Origin of the sequence: Paenibacillus sp. FSL R10-2788 (assembly GCF_038003885.1) — a bacterium.
In the GTDB taxonomy this organism is placed as follows: Bacteria; Bacillota; Bacilli; order Paenibacillales; family Paenibacillaceae; genus Paenibacillus_AQ; species Paenibacillus_AQ odorifer.
The window spans coordinates 199,716-224,556 of record NZ_JBBOQA010000001.1 but is presented as its reverse complement, the minus strand read 5'-3'; the positions used below and the strand labels follow the sequence as shown (position 1 = coordinate 224,556).

Sequence of the window (24,841 nt, the reverse complement as noted above, 5' to 3'; positions counted from 1 at the left end):
CTGAGAGGTTTATTCTCATGAAAAGAAAATCCGTCTTATGCGTATAGTCAAGATGAAAACTCAGAGTTAGTGAGGGGATTAGAAGTGGGAAAGAGAGTTATAGTAAAAATATCAGAATTGACCAAAAAACATAAGATTTCCCTACGAGAATTGTCCAGAATATCCGATGTCCGACATGCCGCATTAAGTGAGTTAGCTAATGGAAAAAGGGAGAATATTAACTTTAGTCATATAGGAAAAATTGCAGAAGCTTTAAATATTGAGGATATTCGTGAGATTATTGATTTGGTTGATGATAAAGATTAATCAAATCAACACAAAATTGATAGTTTTTCAATCGACAACAACTCAAGTAATAAAATCATAAGAAAAAGCAGAAAAGCGACCCCTACAGGTCGCTTTTCTGCTTTTCTGATACTCCATATTATAGTCGAGGCAGCCAATTCCCTATTCCAGCTTCATATAATACAGATTCGCCGTACTATCTTTTGTAATGGTATGTGCACCTGCGGCTAGAGAGACAGTAGCAATGCCATTGGTTATAGGATAACTTGTTCCATCTACTTTGATTTTCGTTCCCTCTGTGTTGAACACTAGGGTTAGCGTTGAAGCTTTAGCAGCAGTGAATTGAATGCTGGTTGCACTCTCGATTTTTAGACATTGGGTTAGAGATAAACCCTGATATGCCACAGTTCCCTTACTTGTTGAGAGATTGCCTTGGATATTGAAGAAATTGCTTGTTGTTCCATCCGTAGTAGAGTTGTGAACGGTTGCTCCCGCTGTCGGCACTGGCGTTGTCGTCGGTGCTGGAGTCGCCGTTGGTACAGGAGTTGCTGTTGGAGCTGGGGTCGCTGTTGGCACAGGAGTTACTGTTGGCGTAGGTGTTACTGATGGAGTCGGAGTCGGGTTCGTTGGGTTTGAATTCCCCCCTACAGAGACAAGTCCCGTTGTGTAGCCTCTGATTGCAGACATCAGCGCTGTATTCAGCGCATACGAAACGTCATCCACTGAATCATTAAATTCCCATGTGAAGTCTCCGCCATTCAGACGTCCGGCTTTTGCCATAACAATCTGTTCAACATTGCTTACGTTATCAATATTAGATACGTTCACTCCTGTATTTACGCTCGTGTCGAAGTTATTATAGGCTGTTCCGCCTTTTAGTGCTTTGTATGAGCTTGGGACGGTTTCATTTCTTGACGAAGCTAAGTAAGCATCAAATGAGGTAGCATTAGCAGGAGCTGTCCCTGTGTTTGAATTCGCATAGATGAGACTTGAAGCCTCTACAATAAGATTGTTATAGGCTTTAATCACACCTCCATTTTCGCCTGAGAACGTACCCTCCCCTAAAGCATCTGTACCTTGTAAGGAGATCATCATTGGAAATTTAGCATGTCTAAAATAATTAGATTCTACAAAAGCTGAAGCACCTGTAGTTACACCCACACCGTATTTGGAGATACCATCGAAAAAGTTGTTATAGATATGGACGGAAGCCACTCTAATCCGCGGATGACGGGAGTCCGAATGGTCAAACCAGTTGTGGTGGAAGGTAACAAAAAATTCAGCCGGCTCACTCAAACCAACTAGCGAGGATTTTCCGGAATCCCAGTAATGGTTGTAAGAGATTGTAATATAGTTGGATCCATTTTTAAGGTCTGTGGAACCGTCGCCCTTGGCTTGGTCTGCATCGCCTCCAGCAGCTCCATAAAAAATATCATTATTATGCACCCAGACATTCATATTGCCGGAATCCATTGAAATGCCATCGTCAGGGAATAACATTACACCCAGGTTTCTTACTTCCACATTACCTACATATCTTAGAAGCATTCCCCAACCGTACGCGTAAGCATCATTCCCGATACCTTCAATAGTAATATTCATTTCCGAATAATTGTTTTTACCTTTGACTTCAAGATACCCACTGCTGTTAAGCTGTCCACTCAGATCAGCAGCTGTAACCTTTCCGATAATTCGGATCGCAAGTGGAGTTGTATCATAACCTTTTTGTCTCAGTGTCAGAATACCACCCAGACCAACCCCTGTTTGTACAGCGCCGGAGCTGTTGATTTTCACACCAAGGGTTACGGTTTGCGCATTCTGAGATGTTATATACAGCACTTGAGCACCATTCTTGAGGGTTCCATTCTCATTATAAGCCCCTGATCCTGTACCATATTGCGAACTAGTCGAAAAAGCAAATCCTGAGCGGTCATATGACGTTACGGATAGTGGATTTGAAACCGCACTTACCGTCCCACCCCCTGACAAGGTAGCTTCAACTTTCATCACATAATTACCGGCTGCAAGCCCAACAGCATCTGCTCTCCAGTAGGAAGAATATTTGCGGATTAACTCATTATTAATTTGTTGATACCCAGAATCCGCTGCACTTGCCAATTTAACATAAACGTTATACCCTGTCGCATTGCTTACAGGTGACCATTCCACATATGCCGTTTCATTCCAGCCTCCACTGCCTGTTACCGCAAGACCAGCAGCATGCACCACCGTATTTGTCCATCCACCTACTATTAAAGAAAGAGCAAGAGAAAACAACACAACAATACTGGTTACCTTTGCAACTCTTTTTTTCATTTTATTTCCTCCCGATTTAATTTGTTGCAGATATTATTGTAACCGCTTGCAAAAAATGAAGTTTCTCTTTTCACCTCCTAAATATTTAGAAAGAGATCCTGCATCTAGCCCCTGTATCCCTTCGAAAATAATACAAATTCTGGAACCAGAACACGTTCAACATATCAAAACTAAAAAAGGTTCCGAAACAATCATTTACTCATATCTCCCATATCTAACCGTGTTCTGAGCTAATGATTATAGGACAGCGAATGGATTGTGATCATACAACACGAATAGCCACACAGTAGCCAGCACATAATAAAATTCACAACCATTAGGTAAACAAGGAGGAATTTTCAATTGAGCGCAAATAAACCAGACAAGAATCTGATCAACACTGTAAAAGATTTGGAAGCCACGCCCGTAAACAGCCTGGAAGCCCAACAGCAGCAACAAGCCCGTAATGATCGCCGCAAGCAATCTCAGCATGACAGCGACGGCAAATTCACGGAAAATGAAACCGGGAACTTTCATTAAAGTCGGGAATACTGTTGGAATCTTCTTTTTAAGCTGCAATAACGTAAAAAGACACCCTTCAAGGTGTCTTTTCTTTTACTACCTATGGAGCCGCATCATAATGTATTTCCTTTAATCAATACGTATCAACTGCTCATCCTGTAATCCAAGCAATGATTTTTTCACGGTCTCACGCGCCGTTCCTGTCATATCCGCCAGGTGTTGATGCGTTAATTTCAAATCGATTAGAACACCTTCATCAGAGGGCACTCCGTGCTGTTCTGTGTCATTAAATTATGATGTGACATTTTTACATTTTATGGGTTTATGATTGAGCGTATTTCACAAATTTTCCAAATACACCATCATAAAATGGAAGGTTTTGGTTGCTGAGAACAAGAATAAGGTTAAGATTCTAAAATTCAAGAAGTGAGTTGATGAACATGAGTGATAAGATGGTGGCTGTTTTAAGAAGACAGTTTGATCCAACCGTAGAAATGCTGAAGAATCTTATCGAAGTATGTCCTGATCATTTTTGGAAGAATGCCAAGCATAAATACTGGAAGCATATATTCCACGCTACAACCAGCATGAAATTTTGGTTTAGGCAGCAGAAGGATGAAGAATTCAAAATACCTGACTTCGGTAAAGATATAACAGAAGACTTAGATAAGGAGTGCTCTGACTACCCTACTAAGGAGGAAATGACGACGTACCTAGAGGAGATATTGAGTGTGGCTCGTAATTTTTTTGATGAACTTACTGACTGCAGATTATTGGAACCATGTGTACTATACGAAGAAATAACTAAAACTGATGTTATCCTCATGCAGATAAGGCATGTTCAACATCATATAGGTTATTGCAACAGCATATTGAATTCGAATCACCTAGAAACAGCAAAGTGGCTATGATAAAATGAGTGACCGAAATCAGCTTCTTTACCACGAGGAGTGTTATTTAATATGGTTTATGAATTTGATAGTGAGATAAAGCTGCTGGAAGGTAAAATGAAATGGAAAGTAGTCTATTTCCCCTATTCAGTAAGGGAGATATTCAATACTAATGGTAAAGTACCTATTCAAATCTCTGTTGACGGGTACGAATTTGACCATACTTTATTGCCGTCAAAGAATGGGCATTATTTTGTTTATAACGAATTTATTCGAAGAGCATTACAAAAAGAGCTCGGTGATACATTACATATAATACTTAAGAAATGCGAGGAAAATCGTAAACTGATTGTGCCAGATTACATTACTACAAACCTTGAAGAGTACCACATGCTGAATACATTTCTAAACCAGCCTGATTACATTAAACGAGAGCAGATTAATTATATTGAGCTTGCTAAAAAGGAAGATACAAAAAATAGACGAATACTAGCTCTAATTGATAAACTTAAGGATTAATAAAGGGACGACAATAAAGTTGAGGTAAAATGAAGACATCAGAGTTAAGCAACGAATATTGATATTTCGCTAAACCCCAACAATCATTTTTAAATGAGCACCAAACTTTAAAAAATCACAAAAAAGCGATGAGAAACAACCCTCATCGCTTTCACATTACTAAAACCAGACTTGTTACAGCAAACCTCTGCCTAGTAATAGGTGATCGTTTAAGAGTCAGCAACCATCTGCCCCCTTACGTGGTGCTAGCACGTCGATCAGCAAGCGCCATCGCGGCGGCATAGCCGGAGCTCCAGGCCCATTGCAGGTTATAGCCGCCGCAATCTCCATCGACATCCATCACCTCACCTGCCAAATACAGTCCAGGGACTAACTTAGATTCCAACGTTCCTTCGGTTAGCTCCGTCGTATCGATGCCACCAGCTGTTGTTTGTGCATTAGTAAAGCTATTGGTATCGGTCACTTTAAATTCCCAACGCTTCAAGATTTTATAAAATATTTTTTTTGTTTTCCACGAAAGATCCTGACAAAGCAGGTGCAACTGTTGATCAATTCCAGCCTCCTTCAGCAGAACTGGAATCAGTTTCTTGCTGACGATACCTATAAGGGAATCGGCAACCGTCCGGTGTCCGAAGATCCCCCAGTGGATCTCCAGAAAATCAATTAACTCTTCCTCCGTGCGCTCCGGCATTAAATCAACCGACAATGTCACCGATTCTCCTATTCCGAGATTATACGCAGCCTTTCTGCTGAGCTGAAGTATGGGCGGGCCCGAGATACCATAGTCCGTAAAAAGAATCTCACCAGACTCAGTGCGGATGACTTCATTGTTTACGATAACATGGGCCTCTCCCTCAAATTTGATGCCCGATAGTTCCTTCAAATACGGATAATCCAGCTTCAATTGTACAATGCCTGGCACCGGGTTGATCAAGGTGTGCCCCAGACGTTGGACAAGCGTATAACCGGAGCCGTCCGTTCCCGTTTTGGGAGCGGTAAGGCCGCCTGCACATAGAAAAAGATAGTCGCTGGTATACACAACCTGTTCCTCTGTCTCCGTCTGGCAGGTTATCGCGAACCGCGGATGTCCCGCCGAAACGGTAACATCCAACACTTTATGTTTATAATATACGGGAACATTCCGATCCTCCAGCGCCAGCTTAAATACACCCGGCACCGAAGCCGCCTGCAGCGACATCGGATACATCCGGCCATTCTCCAAGCTTACAAAAGGAAGCCCGAGCGAGGAGAAAAATTCGATCGTTTGGCGGACACCGAATTGCCGCAATACATGTATTGGGAATCCTTCCTGATTACTGTGATACTTGCGTGATAAAGCGGCCGCTTCATCCGTACCGGTGGCGGTGGATTGGTTCGTAATGTTGCAACGCCCGTTACCCGTCGTTATTATTTTCTTCCCCAGCCGGTCATTGCTTTCAATAATTGCTGTATCAATACCTTGATCCCTCGCTGTAACTGCAGCCATTAGACCTGCAGCACCCCCACCGATAATGAACAGCTCGTGGTGCTTAGAAGTCTGATCCTTATACATGTTAATTGATGCATCCCTTTTCCTAATAAATTTATTGAATTGACTTAGCTAGCGCCATGGCGGCCACATATCCGGAACTCCAGGCCCATTGTAGGTTATAGCCGCCGAAGTCTCCGTCCACATCCATCACTTCGCCAGCCAAATAAAGCCCAGGTACTAGCTTGGATTCCAGCGTTCCTTCGATTATTTCCGACGTATCGATGCCGCCAGCTGTCACTTGTGCATTCGTAAAGCCATTGGTATCCGTCACTTTAAATTCCCAGCGCTTCAAGATTCGATAAAATTTCTCCTTAGTTTTCAACGACAGAGCCTGGCAAAGCAGCTGTGGCTGCTGATCTAAGCCGGTCTCCTTGAGTAGGACCGTAACAAGCTTCTTGTTAAAGATGCCAACGAGAGAATCTGCAACCGTCCGGTGTCCAAAAGTCTCCCAGAGCCTTTCTAAAAACTCAACTAACTCTTCCTCCGTGCGGCCAGGCATCAGATCCACCGATAATTTCACCTGTTCTCCTCTTGCAAGATGATACGCAGCCTTCCTGCTTAGCTGGAGAATTGGCGGACCAGTAATACCATAGTCCGTAAAGGCAATTTCGCCCTGTTCACTGCCGATGACTTTACCGTTTACAATAATATGAGCTTGTCCCTGAGATTTGATAGTGGACAGTGCTCTCATATTCGGATATTGCAGCTTCAGTTGCACAATGGCCGGTAAAGGCTCAATCAGGGTGTGTCCCAGACGTTCAGCAAGTGTATACCCAGGAGGTTCTTTTCCCGCATTTGGACCGGCAAGGCCACCCGCAGATAGAAGTAGATAGTCGCTAGTATAAACAACCTCCTCCTCTGTCTCCGTTTGGCATTTTATCTTGAAGCGCGGATGATTCTTCGAAACAGTAACATCCAACACTTTGTTATTGAGGTACACCGGAACATTCCGATCCTCCAGCGCAAGCTGGAAAATATCCAGCACCGCTGCTGCCTGCAGCGACATCGGATACATCAAGCCATCCTTCAATCTTGTAAGCGGAAGCCCGAGAAAGGAGAAAAAATCTATGGTCTGACGGATGCCAAATTGCTGCAATACCGCAAGTGGAAATCCGGCCTGATTACTGTGATACTTACGCGATAAAGCGATTGCTTCATCTGTACCCGTTGCAGTGGATTCATTTGTAATGTTACAGCGGCCATCACCTGTCATTAATATCTTCTTTCCAATCCGGTCGTTACTCTCCAGAATGGCAGTATCGATACCCATATCACACGCAGTAACAGCGGCCATTAGTCCGGCAGCACCTGCGCCGATAATAAACAGCTTCTGGTGCATAGAAGTCTGATTCTCATACATGGTTGATCAATGCATCCTTTATTCCAATTTTTCTAAAAGCACAGAAGCACTTTATTAAATTATAGCATAAGTGTACTGGTTTTCATTTATCTCCTTATGTACTCATCACATCTTAGGTTAGCCTTTTATCCCTTGACTGCAATTTAGTCCATAAACAAGAAAAAAACCGCTTTATCAGCGGGTTTCAAATAGAGCCTAGGAGTCGAACCCCTATCCAAAGATAACGGCACATAAGCTTCTACGAGTGTAGTTACAGTTTTGATGTCCCCTAGAAGCATTCTATCCAATATTTGATGAGTCATTCTGATTAAGGAGACTGATCATAGGAATAACTCCTTAGTATAGTGATCCAATTATATAAGTTAATCCTGAATATATCGGTTCATCACAGTGCTTCTTCAATACGCAGAAAGTACCTTTGGCGCTATAGATGATGGCTGGATCCAAGCAACAATTATGATCACCAACCACAACGTTGAATAAAGAACGATAACCTTATGTATGCTACCAGAAGGTTTACTAAAGTTTTTAGAAGTTGCTAATTCCCTGCGGAATCAAGATACGCTTCAGCTTCTTCTATCGATTCGTACAAGTTTGCAATATCTTTAAACATACGATTCATTTGCGTTTTGTAGAACGCGGTAGGCGCAACATACACCCATTTATGTTTTGTAGAGATTCCAGCTTTCACAGCATCTTCACCAGTTGGAGCAAGAATTGCCATCACCTCTTGCTTAAATACCAGGCCACCAGTAATTACAGTCATACCTGTAAACCCTCGCTTAGTTTTCTTCAGTACTTTCGGAAATTGTTCTGCGTACGCAAAGGCATCCTCAACTTCCATACCGTCCGATGTTACAATAATTCTGTTTTTATTTTTAACATAATCAATAGTAAAACTCATAATAGTAATTCCTCCGAATGTTTTTGCTTTTGAGTGCTTAATGCCATAATCTAATCTTATATCAGTTCGAGCTCTTATAGATGTAGTTTCGGAAAATGTGCCACTAATTATTAACTTCAAAGTGAATGATCTAATTTTAGACGTAGACAACATGTCTACAAAAATGAATATATTAGTTCCCCATAATTCATTGTCTGCATTCGGTCTACAATTCAATCACTAAACAGCAAAAAACCGCTATCTCAGCGGTTTTTTGCTTATGGAGCCGAGGGAAGTCGAACCCCTGTCCGAAGATAACGGCACATAAGCTTCTACGAATGTAGTTACTGTTTTGATGTCACAAAATTCATGACTCCCACCAGAAAATTGTTTACGGTGTAGTTGTAATTCTAAACTCAAAACTGTGCTATAGCGAAAAATCGGTAACACCCTTTTTATAGGAAAATTTAAGACTATATGTTTCTTCTTTTCCATAGGGCATTGTAGCAATTTTTATACGAGTATAGTCAAGCCTGCTATCTCTTAACACTCTCTTTATCAAGGCTATACTCCGTTCTTCTTCCGTAATGATACAAAATATATTAAGAGCATATTTTTTCGGGTCGGAAATGCATTTACCCATATCAAAGCCATCAACACAACCTAAGTTAGTATCTACTAGAGATATGTCCAGGTATTCCATGACTTTATCTCTTAACCAGTTATCACGTTGGCTTCCTTTTTCACTTTTTAGAGGATACTGTACTACTAACCAAAATTTCTCACTCATTCATAATCACCAGCCAATGAAGAGATTTATTATAATAATTATAACAAAGAAACTTTGCAAAAGGGTACCGTTAACCATAGTATGGGAACCATCCTCATGCGGATGGTATTCGTGGTGGTAGAGAAATCTTTTGCAGTTTAAAATGCATACCAAACATTCTGAGACCTCATAGTTGACATGATAAACCACAAGTACACATTTGAGGAATTGGCTGAAATCATTAAAAAGCATTGCCTAACTTTAATTATGAGGATACAAAAAAGCGACCCCTAAAGGTCGCTTTTTCTAAAACTCCATATGGAGCCGAGGGGAGTCGAACCCCTGTCCGAAGATAACGACACATAAGCTTCTACGAGTGTAGTCACAGTTTTGATGTCACCCGAGTATCGCCCCGTAACCGGCTATACGTTGGGTCAGCCTGATTGTCTTCTTCAGCTCACCTCAGGCGGAGATGAGACAGCGTATCCCACTATTTGTTAGCCCCTATCCCTGTCACATGGGCGATGCAGAGTAGAAGCACGCACACAGTTTCTTAGGATTATTTGTTGTCAGGATTTTCAAGTGAAGGTCTTTGTAATATAGCGTCTGCTAACATTTCAAACTTATTAACACTTTCTTGAGAAGACCACAGTTCTTGTTCAATCAAACGATTAGCCTCTGCTGTTTTTAATCCAGCTAAATGCTCAATAATAATTTTTATTGTCTGTTCCCGTTTTCTTCCCTTAGAACTTGGAATTCCAAGTTCTCCAGTAAAACGATGTAAATCTTTAGTTTCAACATCAATACTCCGGTTTAATAACTTATCTCTAAAATTTATTAAATTAAGATATTGATCGTAATCATTATTTTTAATTTTTTCAAGGTTTGTGGTTTTTTTTGGAGTTTTTTCAATTGAATCTCTTCTTTGCTTTACATCAATCATATTAACTAATTTTATTATATCTAAGACTGTTTGGTCATACCCCTCATTCTCAAGTAAAGAGAATATTTCACTAATATCTTTCTCAGTATATTTGACCTTTATTTTCAACAAGTCCAGTAATAGTTCTTGTTTACTACTCATTTGAACCCCACCCTTTCGAGAAATTCACGACCGAATGCAGTAAATTCATCAATAACATTTGAACGTGCGTAATCAGTTAAGAAAATAGGCAGTTTATTTCTTGCCCCTTTTGGATAGGAATTCGAATGCCTTACTTCATTCTTAAACACATGCCAGCCTTCTTTAGATGCATAATTTTTCACTTCTGCACGTGATATATTGTGTTCATCATAAGTCATGGTTGGATCAGCGTCATTAAACACTATACCTGCAATTTCTATATTTTGATCTCCAAAAGATTGTTTAAAGCTCTCCAATGATCTGACTAATAACGGCAAACCTATAGAAGCTAAAAATTCCGGTTTTATCGGTACTACGACAAATCTACTCGCACGATAAACAGCAGTAGTAAGAATAGACTCAGTTGGAGCACAATCAATCAGTATTAAATCATAATTTTCTTGGACGCTGGTTAAAAAACGAGCGAGCAGATGATCTTTATTAGTAGGATTTTTTAACGTCCATGACAGTTCGAGCCTTGATGGAATAAGATCAATTAAACTTTTCTCACTCCATTTTTTTACCGGATATATGACCGACTCAGCCTCTAGACTTGTTGGACTATTATTGCCGCCAAAACCTGAAGGAGTATACTGCTCAAATATATGAAATACTGTCGGTCGATTTTTATCTAAATAATTTTTATAAGCCTCGGCTCCCATTAGATATTGACTTGCATTAGCTTGAGGATCTAAATCCACCACTAGAACCCTCAAACGACGTTTGTAAGCGGCATACCAAGCAAGATTAAAAGTAAGTGTAGTCTTCCCCACTCCGCCCTTCATATTAATTAAGGATACACAAGTTGCTGTCATTTTAAAATCCCTCCACTATAAATTAATATTATTTATGTATGTTGATGATTTATTGTGTAACCTTAATAAAGGATACACATTAAACCACCTTTTAAAAATCGCTTGACTGCACCACATCAGCGTTTCAATAACAATTACATTCTATTTTTCAACTACAAGTTTGTTTTTCATAAAGCTCAAGTTCTACCCACTCATCTCAAGCCCAAAAATTAATTTGGATTCCTAAATCAATTTAAGACTGGATCTGTTTCTTCTTCATCAATAGTATCAAAATCCATTTGAAGCAATTGTCCTTGGAGCCACTTTTTATAATCTTCTAGTTGCTCCAGCTCCTCTATCGAGAGCGTAACTCCTGATGAAGGATGGGAGACTACATTACGATTATTATTAACAGTGTTTAACCAAGATGTTTTCGATTCTTTATTGCCTGTTTTCTGGTAAGAGAAGGTTTTCTCGAATAAACTCCAATTGTCCAAAATTATTTTTCTATAATCCATTAACTCGAAGTAGTATTCACGACCTCCTCTTTGTCCATCATTTTGCTCGTATCTTTCTATAACTTTCAATCTCACATTTTTAGGAATGCCTAACGTCCACCATTCAGATTCTGCATTACCAAATTCTTGACGCAGTTCTTCAAGTATATATTTTTGCATGGTTGTTTCGATCCAATCAATTATTTCCTTCGCTCTACTGTTTGTCTGTGCTTTTTCAAGATTAATAAATTCTTCCAGTCCAGGTGGATTAAACGAATTCTCTCTTTCATGGAGAGCCTGCTGGCATCTTCTAGTGCGGGTTGTTTGACCCTGAATTCCTCTCAGGTCACGAAATTTTTTCTTCTCCTCTTCAGAAAATCCTCCGAGATAATCACCCAACATTAAGGCAAACGGTTCAATACGCTCTAATAATGCATTATTATTCAAATCTATTAGGCGTGTCCCTTTCGATTCCAGATGACTCAATACACTCTTCAACAAATTTATACATGTAATAATACCGTCGTTCATGGCAAGGCCTCCACCTTCGGCAGAGCCTTTATCCCACCAATCTCGTGTTTTCAGTCGGATTATATTCAACCAACTCTTTATAACGTATGTCGTACGTGTTAGGATCTCTTCATTGCTTCCGGCCCACAGTGGCCCAAACTCAACCGGAACACCGTTTTTAATTTTTTGAATGTGAAATCCATTTTTACAAGCTGTGAAAATACTCGTTAATGAAATACATCTTGTAGTATCTCTACCAGAATCAGCTGTTTGAATCCTGCCGTATAATGCACTATCAGGATCTGTGCCCAAATCTTGTATCGTTTTCGAAAGTATAGCTTGTATTCTAACTTCAGGATCATCTGCGTTCCAGTGCAGTTCAGCATACAGTTCTTGTAATAAAGATTGCTTTACGCTTTTTTGTTTAGCATTTATATCAATGAATAACTCTGCCTGTTTACTTGGAAGAAGACCTTCAAATGCTAGAATGGATAATTTCGAATTAAGTGCTTTTTCGTGTCCTGAATAGGCATACAATCTATGCTGACCATCAATTATCCAAGCGGATTTGTAGGTTGGTCTTATTGTAAGCCAACCTAAAATGCCACTTTCAATGCTCTGCTTGTCTTTGGTATCTTGACTTATTCTCTCAAACTGAACTTGCTTCTGTTCTAAATTCAAAACAACATTTGTAGGGAATATTCCATCATCACTTATATATTTTTTTATAGTAGCTAATCTAGATCTGCTTATCATTCTTTGATAGGTGTTCACATCGGAGGTTCTGCCCTTTGCTCTATGAGAAATGTAAGATATTTTCAAAAGATATTCAGGGGAAATAGAGAAAGTATAGCAATTACTTCCTCCCATTTTTGTCTTTACTGCTGGCACTCTTATTTCAAGTCCTGGGACCTTTTTTCCTGGTATCATATCAGCAAAAAACTGGTACTTCGCTGCTGGACCAATATGTGATATTAAGCTTTCGTAATAAGTTAAATCTTGCTCCTCAAATAGAATAACATTTGCACGATTAGCTTCTTCTTTGTCTGCCATCGTTAAAGAAATGTTTTCCAAAAACATGACCATAACAATTTGGCGTTTATGAGTTGTTCCATAATCTTTGTTAATTGTACGAGCAAAGTTCTCCCTGAGATTAGAGAATGTGCTTATTTCTTCTTGAAGTTCAATTCTATTCATTCTTTTGTCAGCGAACTTACAGTCAATAGCTAAAGCAACCTCATTATCAATGCCCACAATGTCGATTATCCCCAATGCTTCCTCAGGTTCTTTTGAACCAATAAGCTTACTACCCAGGTCCCCAGATAGATATTGGAAATTCATTTTATATAACAGTGTCCATACCCGGTCTCGAAAGATCTTGTTTGGTGCTTTATCCTTCTTAATACGCACAGATGAAGAATTGTTTTTTTCAACTACCCACCCTTCGGCTATGAATCCATCTAGCTTGGTTTTTGGGACTGATTTCGTTACCATTCGTTTATTTTTAGCTCTGGCTAAAGATCCTAAATTACTGGAGAAATCAATGTTTTCAAGCATTTATCTCACTCCCACTATAAAAAATACATTCAGTAATTTTTTTTCGATGTTCGCCTGATGCGGCAATTATAGAAGACCGTTCTAAGACTTTGTAATTAAAATCAGAATACAAATCTCTAATCTCCTCTACATCTGCATTACTAACAATAACTTTGCAACCCTTCTCACTTAATAATTTAGCTGCTTTAGCTAATCTAATTTGGTCATCCCATGTGAATATTTTTGAGTTATATTTCACAAAACCATTGCCTGTACTTATTGCATATGGTGGATCTAAATAAACTAGATCATTCGGCATTGCATTACTTAATGCATCTTCAAAATCACAGCATTTTATCTCCGCATCACGAAGTGCTGTACTTACGGCTAAAATCTTTTCTCTATCACATGGAACTATATGAGTTTTGTTTCCGTAAGGAACATTAAATTCACCCTTCAAATTCAATCTATATAATCCATTAAAAGACAAGGTTGTTAAGTAAATAATTCTTGCCGCCCGCTCAATACCTTGATCGGGGACTTCACTTCTCACTTGATAATAGAACTCTTTTGTATTTTTCATATCGTTCAGTTTACTAATTACTTCCTCAGGGTATTCTTTAACATATTTATAGCAATCGATTAGTTCTTGATTTGTGTCGGAAAGAACAGAGTGTTTAGGTTGCATAGCAAAAAACAAAGCTCCTCCTCCAAAAAACGGCTCGTAATAATTATTAAAGTTTTGAGGAAGTAGTGGTACAATATGCTTTAATAAATTTCTTTTACCTCCTGCCCACTTAAGCATAGGCAAGCATTTAACCTGATAATTGTTTTTTCTCTTATTAACCTTTTTCACTTCTTTTTTTATGTCTACATTTATATTCTCGCTATTTTTTTCCATAATAAAGGTGCTTATCAATAAATTAACCTTCTCTCAAAATCATTAATTTAGTTCTAAAGTATCATGTCCATTGAACATTCGACATATATGGTTAAATTTCCTTTTTTTATTCTTTGTTTTACGAAAGACAAGCCGAGAGTATCTTTGAGTCCTCTCGGCTTGTCTTTTACACACTCAAATTTATAAGCATTTCTTTTTGGTATAGCTTCTGCTCCCTATAATTTAATTGAATGGTGATGTGAATTAACTTGCTTTCTCTGCGGACCGTTACATTCGAAACAAACTTCTTCACCCACTCATTCATCAACTGCGGACTCGGCGTTTCCTCATCCAACAAAGCAATCATCGTCTTAATGTCCTGCTGAAGCGTCTGTAAGCTCTCCTGCGATATATTAAACGCTTGATTGGCTGACTGGTGATCGGCATGCTCTCTTCGCTTCTCCGTCAATTCCGAAGACATTTCGGCAATCATGTCCGTGTAGTATGCTTTGCCACTGCCAGTTTGCAATTCCTGCTGCATCTGCTCAATCCGTTTCTCCAAGAAATTAATCTCGGCTTCCATGTTCGCTGCGGATACGATCTGGTGACGATTGGCTTCATCATGATATTTACGAATCTCTTCCTCCAATTGATTGTCGAATGTAAGCCGCAGTAACGCACTACGAAGCTTGTTGACGACAATCTGTTCAATACGATCTTTCCTCCAGCTTACATAGGGACAGAACTCTTTGCCCTTCCGCATGTAGCCACCGCAGACATAATATTTCTGGCCCCCGTACTTCTTTGTCGTTGATGTTGAGTTGCCAACCATTCTTGACCCACACTTATCACATGTAAAAGTACCTCTGAGCCAAAAGGGTGAAGTTGGCTTGATCTGATATGGATTATGAGTCACTCCGCCCCCATTATGCCTCTTCTCGGAACGCTGCTGACAGAGCTTGAATAATTCTTCATTAATAATGGCCGGGTGTGTATTCTCCGTAATGATCCATTCAGAGCGATCCCGCCACTTCTTCCCTTTAGTCTGATAGTCTTGCTTATTCCATATTCTGCGGCCTAGGTACGATTCATTATGGATGATGGCCTGAATAGTGCTGGCCGACCACTTCCCGCCTTTTTGCGTGGGAACATTGCTCTCGTTAAGGAGCGAAGCTATTCTCTTGTACCCCATCTCTTCATAGGCATACTGATTGAATATAAAGCGAACTGTATCTATCTCTTCCCGCGGTCCAAGTACCCATACCGCTTTTGTCTTTTGGTTGCCAAGTGCGATATGTTCAGTACGGTAAGCGTATGGAGGCGTACCAGCGTTGTTGTAACCTTGCTTAGCATTCTGTGTCATACCTTTACGGACTTCTACGGCCAGATTAGCATTGAAGAACTCCGAGATCACTTCTAGCATCCCCTCAAGCAGCATATCTTGCGGAGAATCAGCTTCTGTCTGTTCAACAATAGAGATTACCTTAACCCCACATTGCTTCAGCAGAGCCTTGTAAAGCACATGATCGTCACGATTACGTGAAAATCGGTCAAACTTATGGACTAGAATAGCCTCAAAAGAACGATTTGTACGTTTCGCCATTGCAATCATTCGCTGAAACTCTGGACGATCATCTGTCTTGGCTGACTTGCCTTTTTCAATGAATTCATTAACAATAGTCCACCCCTTGCCTTGGCAATATTGCTGCATAGCTTTGAGTTGGGCTGGGATTGATAGTTCCTTCTCTGCTTGACGTTCCGAAGATACTCGTGCATATACGACTACTTTCATTACATTCAATCTCCTTAGTGTGGATTATTTGGGCACAAAAAAGCAGGTACACCGTCAATGCGGCATACCTGCTTGGGGAAAGCTTTTCGATTGGGTATTTCTCATTTGAACTTTGTTGGCCTACGAAGCTCCAAAACCGACTGAGCAGCATTCCAGAGCTTTTCATCTATGATTGCGGGATGAGCTTCTTTTACAACGATCCATTCAACCTCAGCATTTCTGGTACCTTCTACAATGCATTTTTTATTCCATATGCGATAGCCGCGATAAGCCTGGTTGCCAAGAATGGAGAGCACCGTTGAAGGTGTCCACCGTCTCCCACCAGCACCTATACGATTCAGTTCACGCATAATACGTTTTCCACCCCAACCATCAGCGGCCAGCTCAAAAATAGTTCTGACAATTCCGACCTCTTCATTTGGTCCCAAGCAATACGTAACTTTAACGCCTTCACGCTTCCGGCGATAGCCAAACGGAGCCCGCCCTCCACAATGATACCCCTGTACTGCATTCTCTCTCATGCCTTTAAGCGTCTCATGTCTGAGATTGACGTTATAAAACTCGCTGATGACCTCCAGCATCCCTTCCAATAAAATACCATGCGGTGTATCTGGCTCTGTCGGCTCTGATGCAGAAGTTACGATAACGCCTTGTTTCTTCAACAACGCCTTGTAAATGACATGATCTGCACGACTCCGGCTAAAGCGATCAAACTTATGCACCAGGATCATCTGGAAGCCCTTATCGCTTTTCTGGGCGGCAGCGATCATCCTTTGGAACTCTTGCCGGCCATCGGTTTTAGCCGATTTGGCTTCGTCAATGTATTCATCTACAACAGTCCAACCTTTGTCCTCTGCGTATTTGAATAATGCTTCTCGCTGTGCTGGAATGGACAGCTCTTTATTGGCCTGTTGCTCACTGGACACTCTCAGATAAATGACTACATTCATGGTTAATTGGCCTCCTATGGCGATGTGATGTTACGCAGATACCTCCAGAACGCAAAAAAGAGCCAGGGGATAATCCCCTGACCCAGCTTGTCTTTCTTACACCCTGTCTTATTACAATTTTATAAAGACTGAATCTCCCTTCGCAGTACCTCGTAGTATCTATATAATCAGCATGAGCTATGCTGGTATTTTAATAGCTGAACTTGATTCATTGACTGGCAGGCAGTGGAGCACAGAAACAAAATTCACAAAATAGACACTTCTAAAATGTTGTATATAACGTGGATCAACTCGTAATGGAGAACAAACAACATCTACACAATCACGACATGTTTCCTTTACGATTTTCTCTTGTATCCCTTGCTACGTAAGGGATTATAGCATCCACAGGCTTTACCGAAACCATAATACCTTGAAAGTGAGTTGACCAACATGCTCCACACCTTGCTATTAACCACCCCTGTAACCGGTACACTTTATGAAGAGATCGCTTCAGTTCTTAGATTGCCTACCACTCCAGGTCGCCATTCTTATCCCTGCTTCTCTAATGTTGGATTCAGGGAGATCACACTGGTATATGCTCATTCTCCCAAAATGACATACCGAGGCCTGGAGATCAGACTGAACCCCCAAGTGCTGCTCAGTCCCGATAGAATCATTCAATCTACCACAGCTTCCGAAGTCAGCAAGATACCGGACATGTTCACTATTCAACTTCGTAATCTTCTTGGCACTCTGAGCGATCATCTACCGCAGTTCAATGATTGGATATGCAAACGGATAGATTACTGCGTCGATATCCGTACAGAGCATGTCAGCGACTATATACGCCTATTCCAACGTTCCAAGGTTCCGAACCGCTTTTTTCAGGCCAAGAACAAGCTAAACGGAAGTGCATACGCCAAGTCCGGCTCGGTCACTTTGAACTTCTACGACAAAGAAGATGAACTTCGCAACCGAATATCAAAATCAGATACACGGATTAAAGAACAGCATCTTGAGGAAGCTCATCATCTACTTCGTATAGAAGTACAAGGCGTGTACAACTTCTTGCATGCTCCTATAGCAGAAGAGTTACTCCTGGGCTATTACGATAAAAGCATCGGGGCGGGCGACTTCTACAGCCTGTATGAAGCACGGAAGATTATTCAGCAAGCAAATATTCAGGAGAGGACCAAAGAAGCAGCAAGACAAACTCTGGAGTTAATTGCACAGGTAAGAAGCGTAGATGGTGCCAGGAAGCAGTTTATGGATGGAGTTGTATTAGAGCAATCAGGATTCATGCAAGGCAGCAGCGTAACCTTCAGCCGATCTGTAAAGTTACTTCGAGAGCTGGGAATTAATCCAATAACAATACCAAGGGGATGGAAGATTCATCATCTTCCCAATCTGCGGGAGCACATTGTTCAGATACTTCATGAGGAGCTTACCGTTTAGAGAAGAAAAGGCTGGCATGCTTCTCTTAGCATCCAGCCTGTATACTACTTGTTATTCAAAAATGTAATATCCAAGCAACCCGGCGGATAGTTGGAGTATATACGTATAATGCAATTGTGGTCTATTGGCCGGACTCTCCCTAACGCCTGAATCATTTCACTCTCAACCATCCACATGTGTATTTTACGGAACGTTTCGTGGTCAGCTGTCCGAAAATAAAATCTATATCCGCTATTCGAGACCAATTGTTCAGAATATTTGGGTACGGACTCCAACTTATCATTTGGATAAAGGGCATTAACATAAAGAGCATAAGCACATGAAGGAATGTTGGGTGTACCAAATACAGCAACATTCTTTCCTTCATGCTCATTCACACTCGTTACACTACCGTAGTGGAGCGTAGTATCAAACCCCTGAGTATTGAAGAATTCTTCGTATTCGCTAAACGTAACTATTAGCGGTTGCCTTTGTTCAAGTGATTCCGATAGTGAATCCAGCCTGTAATCACGAATAAACCGTACGAAGGTTGTTTTCTTCCATAGCATTTCCCCCATCTCCTTTATACTGGTTCTGGAGAATGAGTGATCATGTATCATAGATATGGGGGAGTTCAAACGTGGAAGTTCAAACTCTTGAAATCTTATCTTATCAGCACCGAAGAGTTGCTCATATATATCTTGATCGGCTGTAGCTGACATTACAAACACTTTGCAAACAAATGCCGGAAGCTCTCGTTTGCTTACAAAGTTGATAACAGGGATGGTAGGTCTGCCTTCACGTTCCCATAGCGTATATACGAACTCGGAAGCACTAAACACCTGGTCAACAGTTCTTCTGCTAATTGAACCGTCCTGCGAATCATTTATTATCCTCAATACTTCATTCTTTGCACTTTGAGGTTCAAAACATTCCAGACTGCCCAGCTGATCTTTAGATACCCGAAGAATAGTATCTATTCTTTGGATAACTTTCTCCTTGTACCGTGATTGCATATTACCTTTGATCAGACTTCTCAATCTAATAAGTTCCTCTCGTTCTATCTGGTGTTGCTTTAACATGGCAAATACTATATCTTCATCAATAATGACCACATCAGGTTCTGCATGCCCGAGATTGAACAACCTGTCGTGAGTCGTAAATACGATCTTCCCCTTAATAAAGTCCTTATCACGTAAGCTATCTGTTATCTGGAGATATTCCTCCAATTGTCGACCTTCATTGATACGCTCATCATTGTTTGTCTCAATAATTTCGGTTAGGCGACTTTCCATGAGTCTTCGTGCACGTTTGTATTCCCCGTTATCATAATAGCTATTAATCAATGCATCAAATTCACAATTAATATTGGGCACCTCGGGTACATCTATTACTTTCTCCTCAATTAATTCTTCATCGAGAAACTGTGCTAGCCGCCCAAGCACATCATCTTTAGCAGCATGGGTCGGAAATGCAATTAGCACTGTTTTATCTTCTGCAATAAAGCAGATTATCTGTTCAAGGTACAATCTTGTCTTTCCGATTCCGACAAAGCTTTTATATACAGTAATCCCGGTATACTCTGAATTCAAGTCAGCAGCAAATTGCTCCTGCATTCTTTTGCGAACTACAAAATCTTCCTGGCAACCGATTCGCCTGTTTTTTAGCTGTCTAACTGTGTTGTGATACTGAGGCAGTAAATCAGCGATATGATTAACCACAGTTTCATTGTTCGCTCTACAATCAACTGTTAGGCCACAGAAAGACTTACAAGCTAATGCATGTTTGCCATAACCACTCCTCCTGTACCGACTCATTAAACTCCCCATGAGCTTTATTTGTCTCGATTCGTATTCACCTGAAAGTCTCATTCTTTTCTTCAGACGCTTTTGAGCACCTTGAACATTACATAACGCCTTGGCTATCCCGTTTATTTCATACATAGTAAGACATCTGCTTCCAGAGTACAGCTCAGCCAGTAACTGACAAGCAGACGGATCGGCTATTAAGGAATTCTTCTCCCTTTCATCCCATGAAGGGTATGCTGCATTGTTTACCGTCTCATTAGGAGTTATTCGTTCTCCATTGAGCTGCCTCACCATATCATTGCTATTAATAGCAAAATGGATTTTTACGAATTCATATCCGGTGTCTATTATATATATTAGCGGGTCGGACGAATTCGTAATTTCTTCCTGCGGGCTCATAGGTCGCTTCGTAATCTCTATAAGCGGGCTGGAATCGAAATCTTGTATGTTAACAGCTTTTAAGAATCCTCTTACTGCGGCTGCCCCATTGTTATTCTTCGCCTCGTTATTAATGTGAAAGCATGTAACTTCTAATAAATACGCAATATCCAATTTGTCTTCGGTGGCTGAAGATATAGCAATACCTGCTCTCAGATCGTTTAGGGCATCGTACTCAAGCTTCATTTCGTTCTTAAACGTTGGCATTGTCTTATCAGAATGCTCAAACAACTTCTTAAGACAGCCTTGGACAGCATAGCTCATTCTGGCATCGTTTAATGGACCTGTTGTCATAAAGACCGCATATGTATTCAATTGCCCGTCAATTCGAGATTTAATAGCTGGAATAATGCCATATGTGCAGCTGATCTCTTCAAAGTGATCCTCGTCGTCTATTCTTACGAAGAAGGTATTCTCCATAATTACGCTTGCCAAATTATCCTCCATCTAGCGATCCTCTTTTCAAACTGGACTACTTGCCTCTCTATTAAGTATCGCATAGAGAACATTATCCGGCAGTAGCATGTCTAACATTCTTCTTCATGCTTCATTGCTGAGCTTGCAGTTACGTACAGCAAAAAACCGCAATCCATAGACCGCGGCTCTTCACTCATTATTATGCTGGCTTAATCGCAGAGCACTCTTTGAGCAAGAATGCAGTAGTGTTTTTCTTCATCCTTACTAATTCCCGGTTTGTTAGTGGCATAGAAGTAAAGGGCCTTGCGAATCTCACGCAGTTCCTCTACATTTAAGTCTTCGGATAAGTTTTTAGTCCACATTTAGTTTCCCCCTCTCCTGTAAAGTATCTATGCAATCAGAAGCTGAATAACTTCTGCTGATCCATTATTACTTGTCCAACACGTTCATCCACACAATATAAAAGCCCTTAACCGAGAAACTCAGTCAAGGACTTATCTTAGATATCAGAACCAATACACAAAACCAAATCGGACAAGCGGTGCCGCAATAATAACCCCAGGCCCCAGGAAAGCCCCTGCAATAAGGCCGACTGTGGTGCCACAAATCCAGTTTGTCCAGAATCCTGAAGCTTTCAAGTGAGCACGCTTCTTATGCAGCATGTATCCAATCCCTATCATTACTAGCTCAGCAAAGAAGTATAGACCGCCAAACGCCAGCATTGCAATACAGATGCCAATATACAGAACTGTACCTATTACTACGTAACTCTTTAAGAATCCGTTCAAATCCACCCTCCTTTTCTTGAACTGCTATTATTGCTTACGACTCAAGACAATGAATATCATTCCGACCACGCTGCCGATGATACCGCCTATCCCATATCCCGTCATTTTATCGTTCCGTATCTCTTGATGACCAATTTCAGCCGCGGCTTTATATCTAGTTGATCCGGTGTTTTCAGCGATCTGAGACATAACAGAAATGGCTGCTTGCTTCTGGTCGCTATTCCGTGTACCGATAAGTCCACCAATAAAAGCACCCAGAACAACACTGACGATCAAAATCACGATGTGCCTTCTGTTCATAATAGTATTCTCCTTAATGAGTTCTGTCATAGAATCCTGTTCAAATCAACCCGCCTATCTTGGCTCCCGAATCTATCGCGAGATTCTTCGCGTCAGCACTATAATCTGCAAGTAGTCTATCTGAAAATGGAACGCTATTCTTTTGTTTATCTAACATTAGAAAGGTTTTTCCGTCCACACTGACATAAACATTGGTAATGTATGTTTTATCATGAGATGAAGAGGTTATCTCAAAAACATAATACTTCTGTTCGTTAATCACTTTTAATCTTCGAAGGTCTGTAATAATGGTTGCTTTGTTAAGCATCAGCAATTTAATTTTTGTCTCAAGAATTTCATGAGCCTTGCCTCTGGATATGTCTGTAAAGAAGGCCACTAATAACTCTGGAAGAGATACTCTTACTACTTCTGACTCTCCCGATTTCCCTTCACTTGTTAAACTCCCATACGCAGATAATAAAAGAAGCAAGCCAGTAACAATCAAAATAACAGTAGCAACAAATGCCATGATCACTTCAGAGTGTACTTGATTTCCATACATACCTTCAAAATAGGCTTCTTCCTTATATTGATCTGATTTTGTAACCATAATTGCTACGACTCCTGCCTAAGCTCCAAGCAGTAGAGTGATCCAACCAGCAACTTTTTTCATAATAATCCCTCCCAGTTTTTGTGCAATAATTCTAATAGTAGTTCTTTATAAGTCTTGTAATCAATTAATATAATTGTACTATTCCTCTACTGTTTGAATAGAGGGGATGAATCATGAACTATATCGAATTAGGTTTAAAGGTTCGGACTGAACGCAATAGGATCGGATTGACTCAGGAGAAACTTTCGGAGCTTGTTGGCATTTCCGAGTCTTATCTTGGACACATTGGACGCGGCGACCGGAAGCTCTCTGTAGAAACACTGATCAGTTTGGCCTCTGTTCTTAATGTAACTATCGACTCCTTGCTCTATGAAGAAATTAACGGAGAAAGTGACATCTACATCAATCAATTCAAACACCTTACTAATAAGCTTGCTCCCAAGCAAAAACAAATAGTAATTGATGTTGTAAAGACACTTACATCACATCTGGATACTGAAGAGTAGGACATAACACTAAAGCCCTTTATACGGAGGGGTCGCCATGATAGGCTGATGCCTTGGCGATGCTGGTTCATGGCATCGCCTTATCGCCTTGTATCATGGCGACAGAGGCTCCGTGTCAAGGGCGGCTCGAACGTAGTAAGAAAGAGTTACATTAGGCCACGCTCTTTCATTGAGCAGTAGTTCTCATTAGCGATGATTAGATGATCCAAAAGCTGTACTCCCATAATCTCTCCTGCATTCACCAGACGTTCGGTAAGAGCGATATCCTCCCGTGAAGGTGTTGGGTCACCTGAAGGGTGGTTATGAACGGCTATGATCGCAGCAGAGCTTCTTTTAACAGCAGCTTTATAGACCTCACGTGGGTGCACAATGGCACTATCTAAAGAGCCAATAGCAATTACCTCCTTTCCAATCACTCTGTTCTTTGTATTTAGAAAGAGTAGTACAAAGTGCTCCCGTTGCAAGTAGGCGAGCTCCGGCATCATGAGGTCTGCTGCATCTTTGGGTGAGCCTATGGTGTATACCTGTTGTGTCGTTGCATTCAGAGCACGGGCCAATTGCAGAGCAGATAAGATTTGACGGGATTTGGCCTTTCCTATTCCTTTTATAGTCAGCAGTTCATGCTCAGTAACATCAAGGAGTTCAGATAATGTCGAGTAACGATTGAATAGTTGTTCCATTACATAACCCTCCGACTTTTCACAGAGCGTATTAGCCAGTAAGACCTTCCTTCCTCCCCTATTGCTTGAGTCCACCTTAAAAGTTACTGATCTCACCTTCCTCTTATTCGCTGTAAGCAGAACAATTCAATAGACCTGCATCATTAAGTGCTTAGAGACTGATTGTGAATGACACCCCCCGGGCAAGAATTCTCAATAGACTCTTCTTTATAATTATCCTGGAGGGGTCAGGATATTTTTCGCATTTTCGTTTCTGTAATAGAAATTTTCAACAGGTAAACATAGAAAAAACAGCACAAAAGTAGCCGTTTCTCCAAAACGGAAAAACGGCTGGTTTAATGCAAAATATTTTACTTTTTTATTCGGAATCCCATAATACCAAGCATTGGCAGAGGCCCTTAAACAATCAAATGGATATTCCTGTGTACTACGGCCTATTAAGCGGTAATATACTCTGCAGCAGGCCTCAAGCCCACCGCCTTCGAAGAACTGCTACAAACGAAAACAAGGACATGGATGAGCCCTCCAAAGTCCTTGTTTTTTAATATGATCGACTGAAAGAATAAGAATGTTAAAACTTTATAGACCGGGCACCTTTCAGAAACAACAGCCAATTGATCAATCCCCTTTAGACGGAACGCTACGCCCATCAAGCTTCGGCAGTTCCAAGATATGAACCTCGATGTCGTCAATCAAGGATATCTCTGTCCGGTCTTCCCGCAGATAATAGTACTTCATATTACTTCAATTTTATTAGGTT

Annotated in this window: 24 protein-coding genes, 1 other RNA gene and 1 pseudogene; 6 read left to right on the top strand and 20 right to left on the bottom strand. The window is 40.7% G+C overall.

Annotation, left to right across the window (positions count from 1 at the left end; genetic code table 11):
* Nucleotides 1–84 precede the first annotated feature (84 nt).
* Nucleotides 85–306 carry a helix-turn-helix domain-containing protein gene (locus tag NSQ50_RS01085; protein WP_076126905.1) on the top strand — a complete coding sequence of 74 codons (222 nt, stop codon included), beginning with the start codon at nucleotides 85–87 and terminating at the stop codon, nucleotides 304–306.
* A gap of 141 nt (nucleotides 307–447) precedes the next feature.
* Here NSQ50_RS01085 and NSQ50_RS01080 read toward each other — a convergent pair whose 3' ends face one another.
* On the bottom strand, nucleotides 448–2,601 hold the full coding sequence (locus tag NSQ50_RS01080; protein ID WP_340949245.1) for a pectate lyase family protein: 2,154 nt from the start codon (nucleotides 2,599–2,601) through the stop codon (nucleotides 448–450).
* 342 nt (nucleotides 2,602–2,943) lie between these two features.
* Between NSQ50_RS01080 and NSQ50_RS01075 the strand changes: the two genes are divergently transcribed.
* On the top strand, nucleotides 2,944–3,120 hold the full coding sequence (locus NSQ50_RS01075; protein WP_169744731.1) for a hypothetical protein: 177 nt from the start codon (nucleotides 2,944–2,946) through the stop codon (nucleotides 3,118–3,120).
* Between the two features lie 111 nt (nucleotides 3,121–3,231).
* On the opposite strand, the gene NSQ50_RS01070 is transcribed toward NSQ50_RS01075, so the two are convergent.
* Nucleotides 3,232–3,369, bottom strand: coding sequence for a helix-turn-helix domain-containing protein (locus tag NSQ50_RS01070; protein WP_081386638.1), 138 nt, complete (start codon nucleotides 3,367–3,369; stop codon nucleotides 3,232–3,234).
* 173 nt (nucleotides 3,370–3,542) lie between these two features.
* Between NSQ50_RS01070 and NSQ50_RS01065 the strand changes: the two genes are divergently transcribed.
* Nucleotides 3,543–4,013 carry a DinB family protein gene (locus tag NSQ50_RS01065; protein ID WP_162164288.1) on the top strand — a complete coding sequence of 157 codons (471 nt, stop codon included), beginning with the start codon at nucleotides 3,543–3,545 and terminating at the stop codon, nucleotides 4,011–4,013.
* Nucleotides 4,014–4,064: 51 nt separating this feature from the next.
* Entirely contained in the window at nucleotides 4,065–4,511 is a 447-nt protein-coding gene (locus NSQ50_RS01060; protein WP_036687161.1) for a YdeI/OmpD-associated family protein, read from the top strand.
* 235 nt (nucleotides 4,512–4,746) lie between these two features.
* Here the strand turns inward: NSQ50_RS01060 and NSQ50_RS01055 are convergent, their stop codons facing one another.
* From NSQ50_RS01055 to NSQ50_RS01010, 11 genes are all read right to left on the bottom strand, one after another.
* The gene (locus NSQ50_RS01055; protein WP_036687159.1) at nucleotides 4,747–6,063 is read right to left on the bottom strand and encodes a BaiN/RdsA family NAD(P)/FAD-dependent oxidoreductase; all 1,317 of its coding nucleotides are present in this window, start codon (nucleotides 6,061–6,063) and stop codon (nucleotides 4,747–4,749) included.
* 31 nt (nucleotides 6,064–6,094) lie between these two features.
* Nucleotides 6,095–7,402 carry an aminoacetone oxidase family FAD-binding enzyme gene (locus tag NSQ50_RS01050; RefSeq protein ID WP_340949244.1) on the bottom strand — a complete coding sequence of 436 codons (1,308 nt, stop codon included), beginning with the start codon at nucleotides 7,400–7,402 and terminating at the stop codon, nucleotides 6,095–6,097.
* Between the two features lie 538 nt (nucleotides 7,403–7,940).
* Nucleotides 7,941–8,306 (bottom strand): hypothetical protein, encoded by a 366-nt coding sequence (locus NSQ50_RS01045; protein WP_036687158.1) that lies wholly within the window; start codon nucleotides 8,304–8,306, stop codon nucleotides 7,941–7,943.
* A gap of 406 nt (nucleotides 8,307–8,712) precedes the next feature.
* Nucleotides 8,713–9,075 (bottom strand): hypothetical protein, encoded by a 363-nt coding sequence (locus tag NSQ50_RS01040; protein ID WP_036687156.1) that lies wholly within the window; start codon nucleotides 9,073–9,075, stop codon nucleotides 8,713–8,715.
* Between the two features lie 305 nt (nucleotides 9,076–9,380).
* Nucleotides 9,381–9,661, bottom strand: a transfer-messenger RNA (tmRNA) gene (gene ssrA / locus NSQ50_RS01035).
* The gene (locus NSQ50_RS31525; protein WP_440971517.1) at nucleotides 9,614–10,138 is read right to left on the bottom strand and encodes a hypothetical protein; all 525 of its coding nucleotides are present in this window, start codon (nucleotides 10,136–10,138) and stop codon (nucleotides 9,614–9,616) included. Before NSQ50_RS31525 ends, ssrA begins: the two co-directional genes overlap by 48 nt.
* Entirely contained in the window at nucleotides 10,135–10,992 is an 858-nt protein-coding gene (locus NSQ50_RS01030) for a ParA family protein (RefSeq protein ID WP_076224815.1), read from the bottom strand. The genes NSQ50_RS31525 and NSQ50_RS01030 overlap by 4 nt, the downstream gene beginning before the upstream one ends.
* 227 nt (nucleotides 10,993–11,219) lie before the next feature.
* On the bottom strand, nucleotides 11,220–13,535 hold the full coding sequence (locus NSQ50_RS01025) for a DGQHR domain-containing protein (RefSeq protein WP_076224817.1): 2,316 nt from the start codon (nucleotides 13,533–13,535) through the stop codon (nucleotides 11,220–11,222).
* Nucleotides 13,528–14,415 (bottom strand): Dam family site-specific DNA-(adenine-N6)-methyltransferase, encoded by an 888-nt coding sequence (locus NSQ50_RS01020; RefSeq protein WP_081386970.1) that lies wholly within the window; start codon nucleotides 14,413–14,415, stop codon nucleotides 13,528–13,530. The genes NSQ50_RS01025 and NSQ50_RS01020 overlap by 8 nt, the downstream gene beginning before the upstream one ends.
* A 166-nt stretch (nucleotides 14,416–14,581) precedes the next feature.
* Nucleotides 14,582–16,186 (bottom strand): recombinase family protein, encoded by a 1,605-nt coding sequence (locus NSQ50_RS01015; RefSeq protein ID WP_076224819.1) that lies wholly within the window; start codon nucleotides 16,184–16,186, stop codon nucleotides 14,582–14,584.
* Between the two features lie 101 nt (nucleotides 16,187–16,287).
* Nucleotides 16,288–17,136 carry a recombinase family protein gene (locus NSQ50_RS01010; RefSeq protein ID WP_076224821.1) on the bottom strand — a complete coding sequence of 283 codons (849 nt, stop codon included), beginning with the start codon at nucleotides 17,134–17,136 and terminating at the stop codon, nucleotides 16,288–16,290.
* 594 nt (nucleotides 17,137–17,730) lie between these two features.
* Between NSQ50_RS01010 and NSQ50_RS01005 the strand changes: the two genes are divergently transcribed.
* Nucleotides 17,731–18,573: a hypothetical protein gene (locus NSQ50_RS01005; protein ID WP_143760542.1), complete on the top strand. Its 843-nt coding sequence runs from the start codon at nucleotides 17,731–17,733 to the stop codon at nucleotides 18,571–18,573.
* 44 nt (nucleotides 18,574–18,617) lie between these two features.
* On the opposite strand, the gene NSQ50_RS01000 is transcribed toward NSQ50_RS01005, so the two are convergent.
* The 5 genes from NSQ50_RS01000 to NSQ50_RS00980 all read right to left on the bottom strand — a co-directional run bounded on the left by NSQ50_RS01000 (nucleotide 18,618) and on the right by NSQ50_RS00980 (nucleotide 22,892).
* The gene (locus NSQ50_RS01000) at nucleotides 18,618–21,245 is read right to left on the bottom strand and encodes a hypothetical protein (RefSeq protein ID WP_076224825.1); all 2,628 of its coding nucleotides are present in this window, start codon (nucleotides 21,243–21,245) and stop codon (nucleotides 18,618–18,620) included.
* Nucleotides 21,246–21,424: 179 nt separating this feature from the next.
* Nucleotides 21,425–21,577, bottom strand: a complete 153-nt coding sequence (locus tag NSQ50_RS00995; RefSeq protein ID WP_179087773.1) for a hypothetical protein — start codon at nucleotides 21,575–21,577, stop codon at nucleotides 21,425–21,427.
* Between the two features lie 144 nt (nucleotides 21,578–21,721).
* On the bottom strand, nucleotides 21,722–22,003 hold the full coding sequence (locus NSQ50_RS00990; RefSeq protein ID WP_076224827.1) for a hypothetical protein: 282 nt from the start codon (nucleotides 22,001–22,003) through the stop codon (nucleotides 21,722–21,724).
* Nucleotides 22,004–22,030: 27 nt separating this feature from the next.
* Nucleotides 22,031–22,303, bottom strand: a complete 273-nt coding sequence (locus NSQ50_RS00985) for a hypothetical protein (protein ID WP_076224829.1) — start codon at nucleotides 22,301–22,303, stop codon at nucleotides 22,031–22,033.
* 40 nt (nucleotides 22,304–22,343) lie between these two features.
* A complete protein-coding gene (locus tag NSQ50_RS00980; protein ID WP_076224831.1) occupies nucleotides 22,344–22,892 on the bottom strand; it encodes a hypothetical protein in 549 nt (182 codons plus the stop codon).
* 176 nt (nucleotides 22,893–23,068) lie between these two features.
* On the opposite strand from NSQ50_RS00980, the gene NSQ50_RS00975 reads away from it, so the two are divergent.
* Nucleotides 23,069–23,401 carry a helix-turn-helix domain-containing protein gene (locus NSQ50_RS00975; RefSeq protein WP_076224833.1) on the top strand — a complete coding sequence of 111 codons (333 nt, stop codon included), beginning with the start codon at nucleotides 23,069–23,071 and terminating at the stop codon, nucleotides 23,399–23,401.
* Nucleotides 23,402–23,547: 146 nt separating this feature from the next.
* Here NSQ50_RS00975 and radC read toward each other — a convergent pair whose 3' ends face one another.
* Nucleotides 23,548–24,156 carry a RadC family protein gene (radC, locus tag NSQ50_RS00970; protein ID WP_081386971.1) on the bottom strand — a complete coding sequence of 203 codons (609 nt, stop codon included), beginning with the start codon at nucleotides 24,154–24,156 and terminating at the stop codon, nucleotides 23,548–23,550.
* Between the two features lie 514 nt (nucleotides 24,157–24,670).
* Nucleotides 24,671–24,810: pseudogene (locus tag NSQ50_RS31520) on the bottom strand (Rpn family recombination-promoting nuclease/putative transposase); the annotation flags it as partial.
* Between the last annotated feature and the right edge of the window lie 31 nt (nucleotides 24,811–24,841).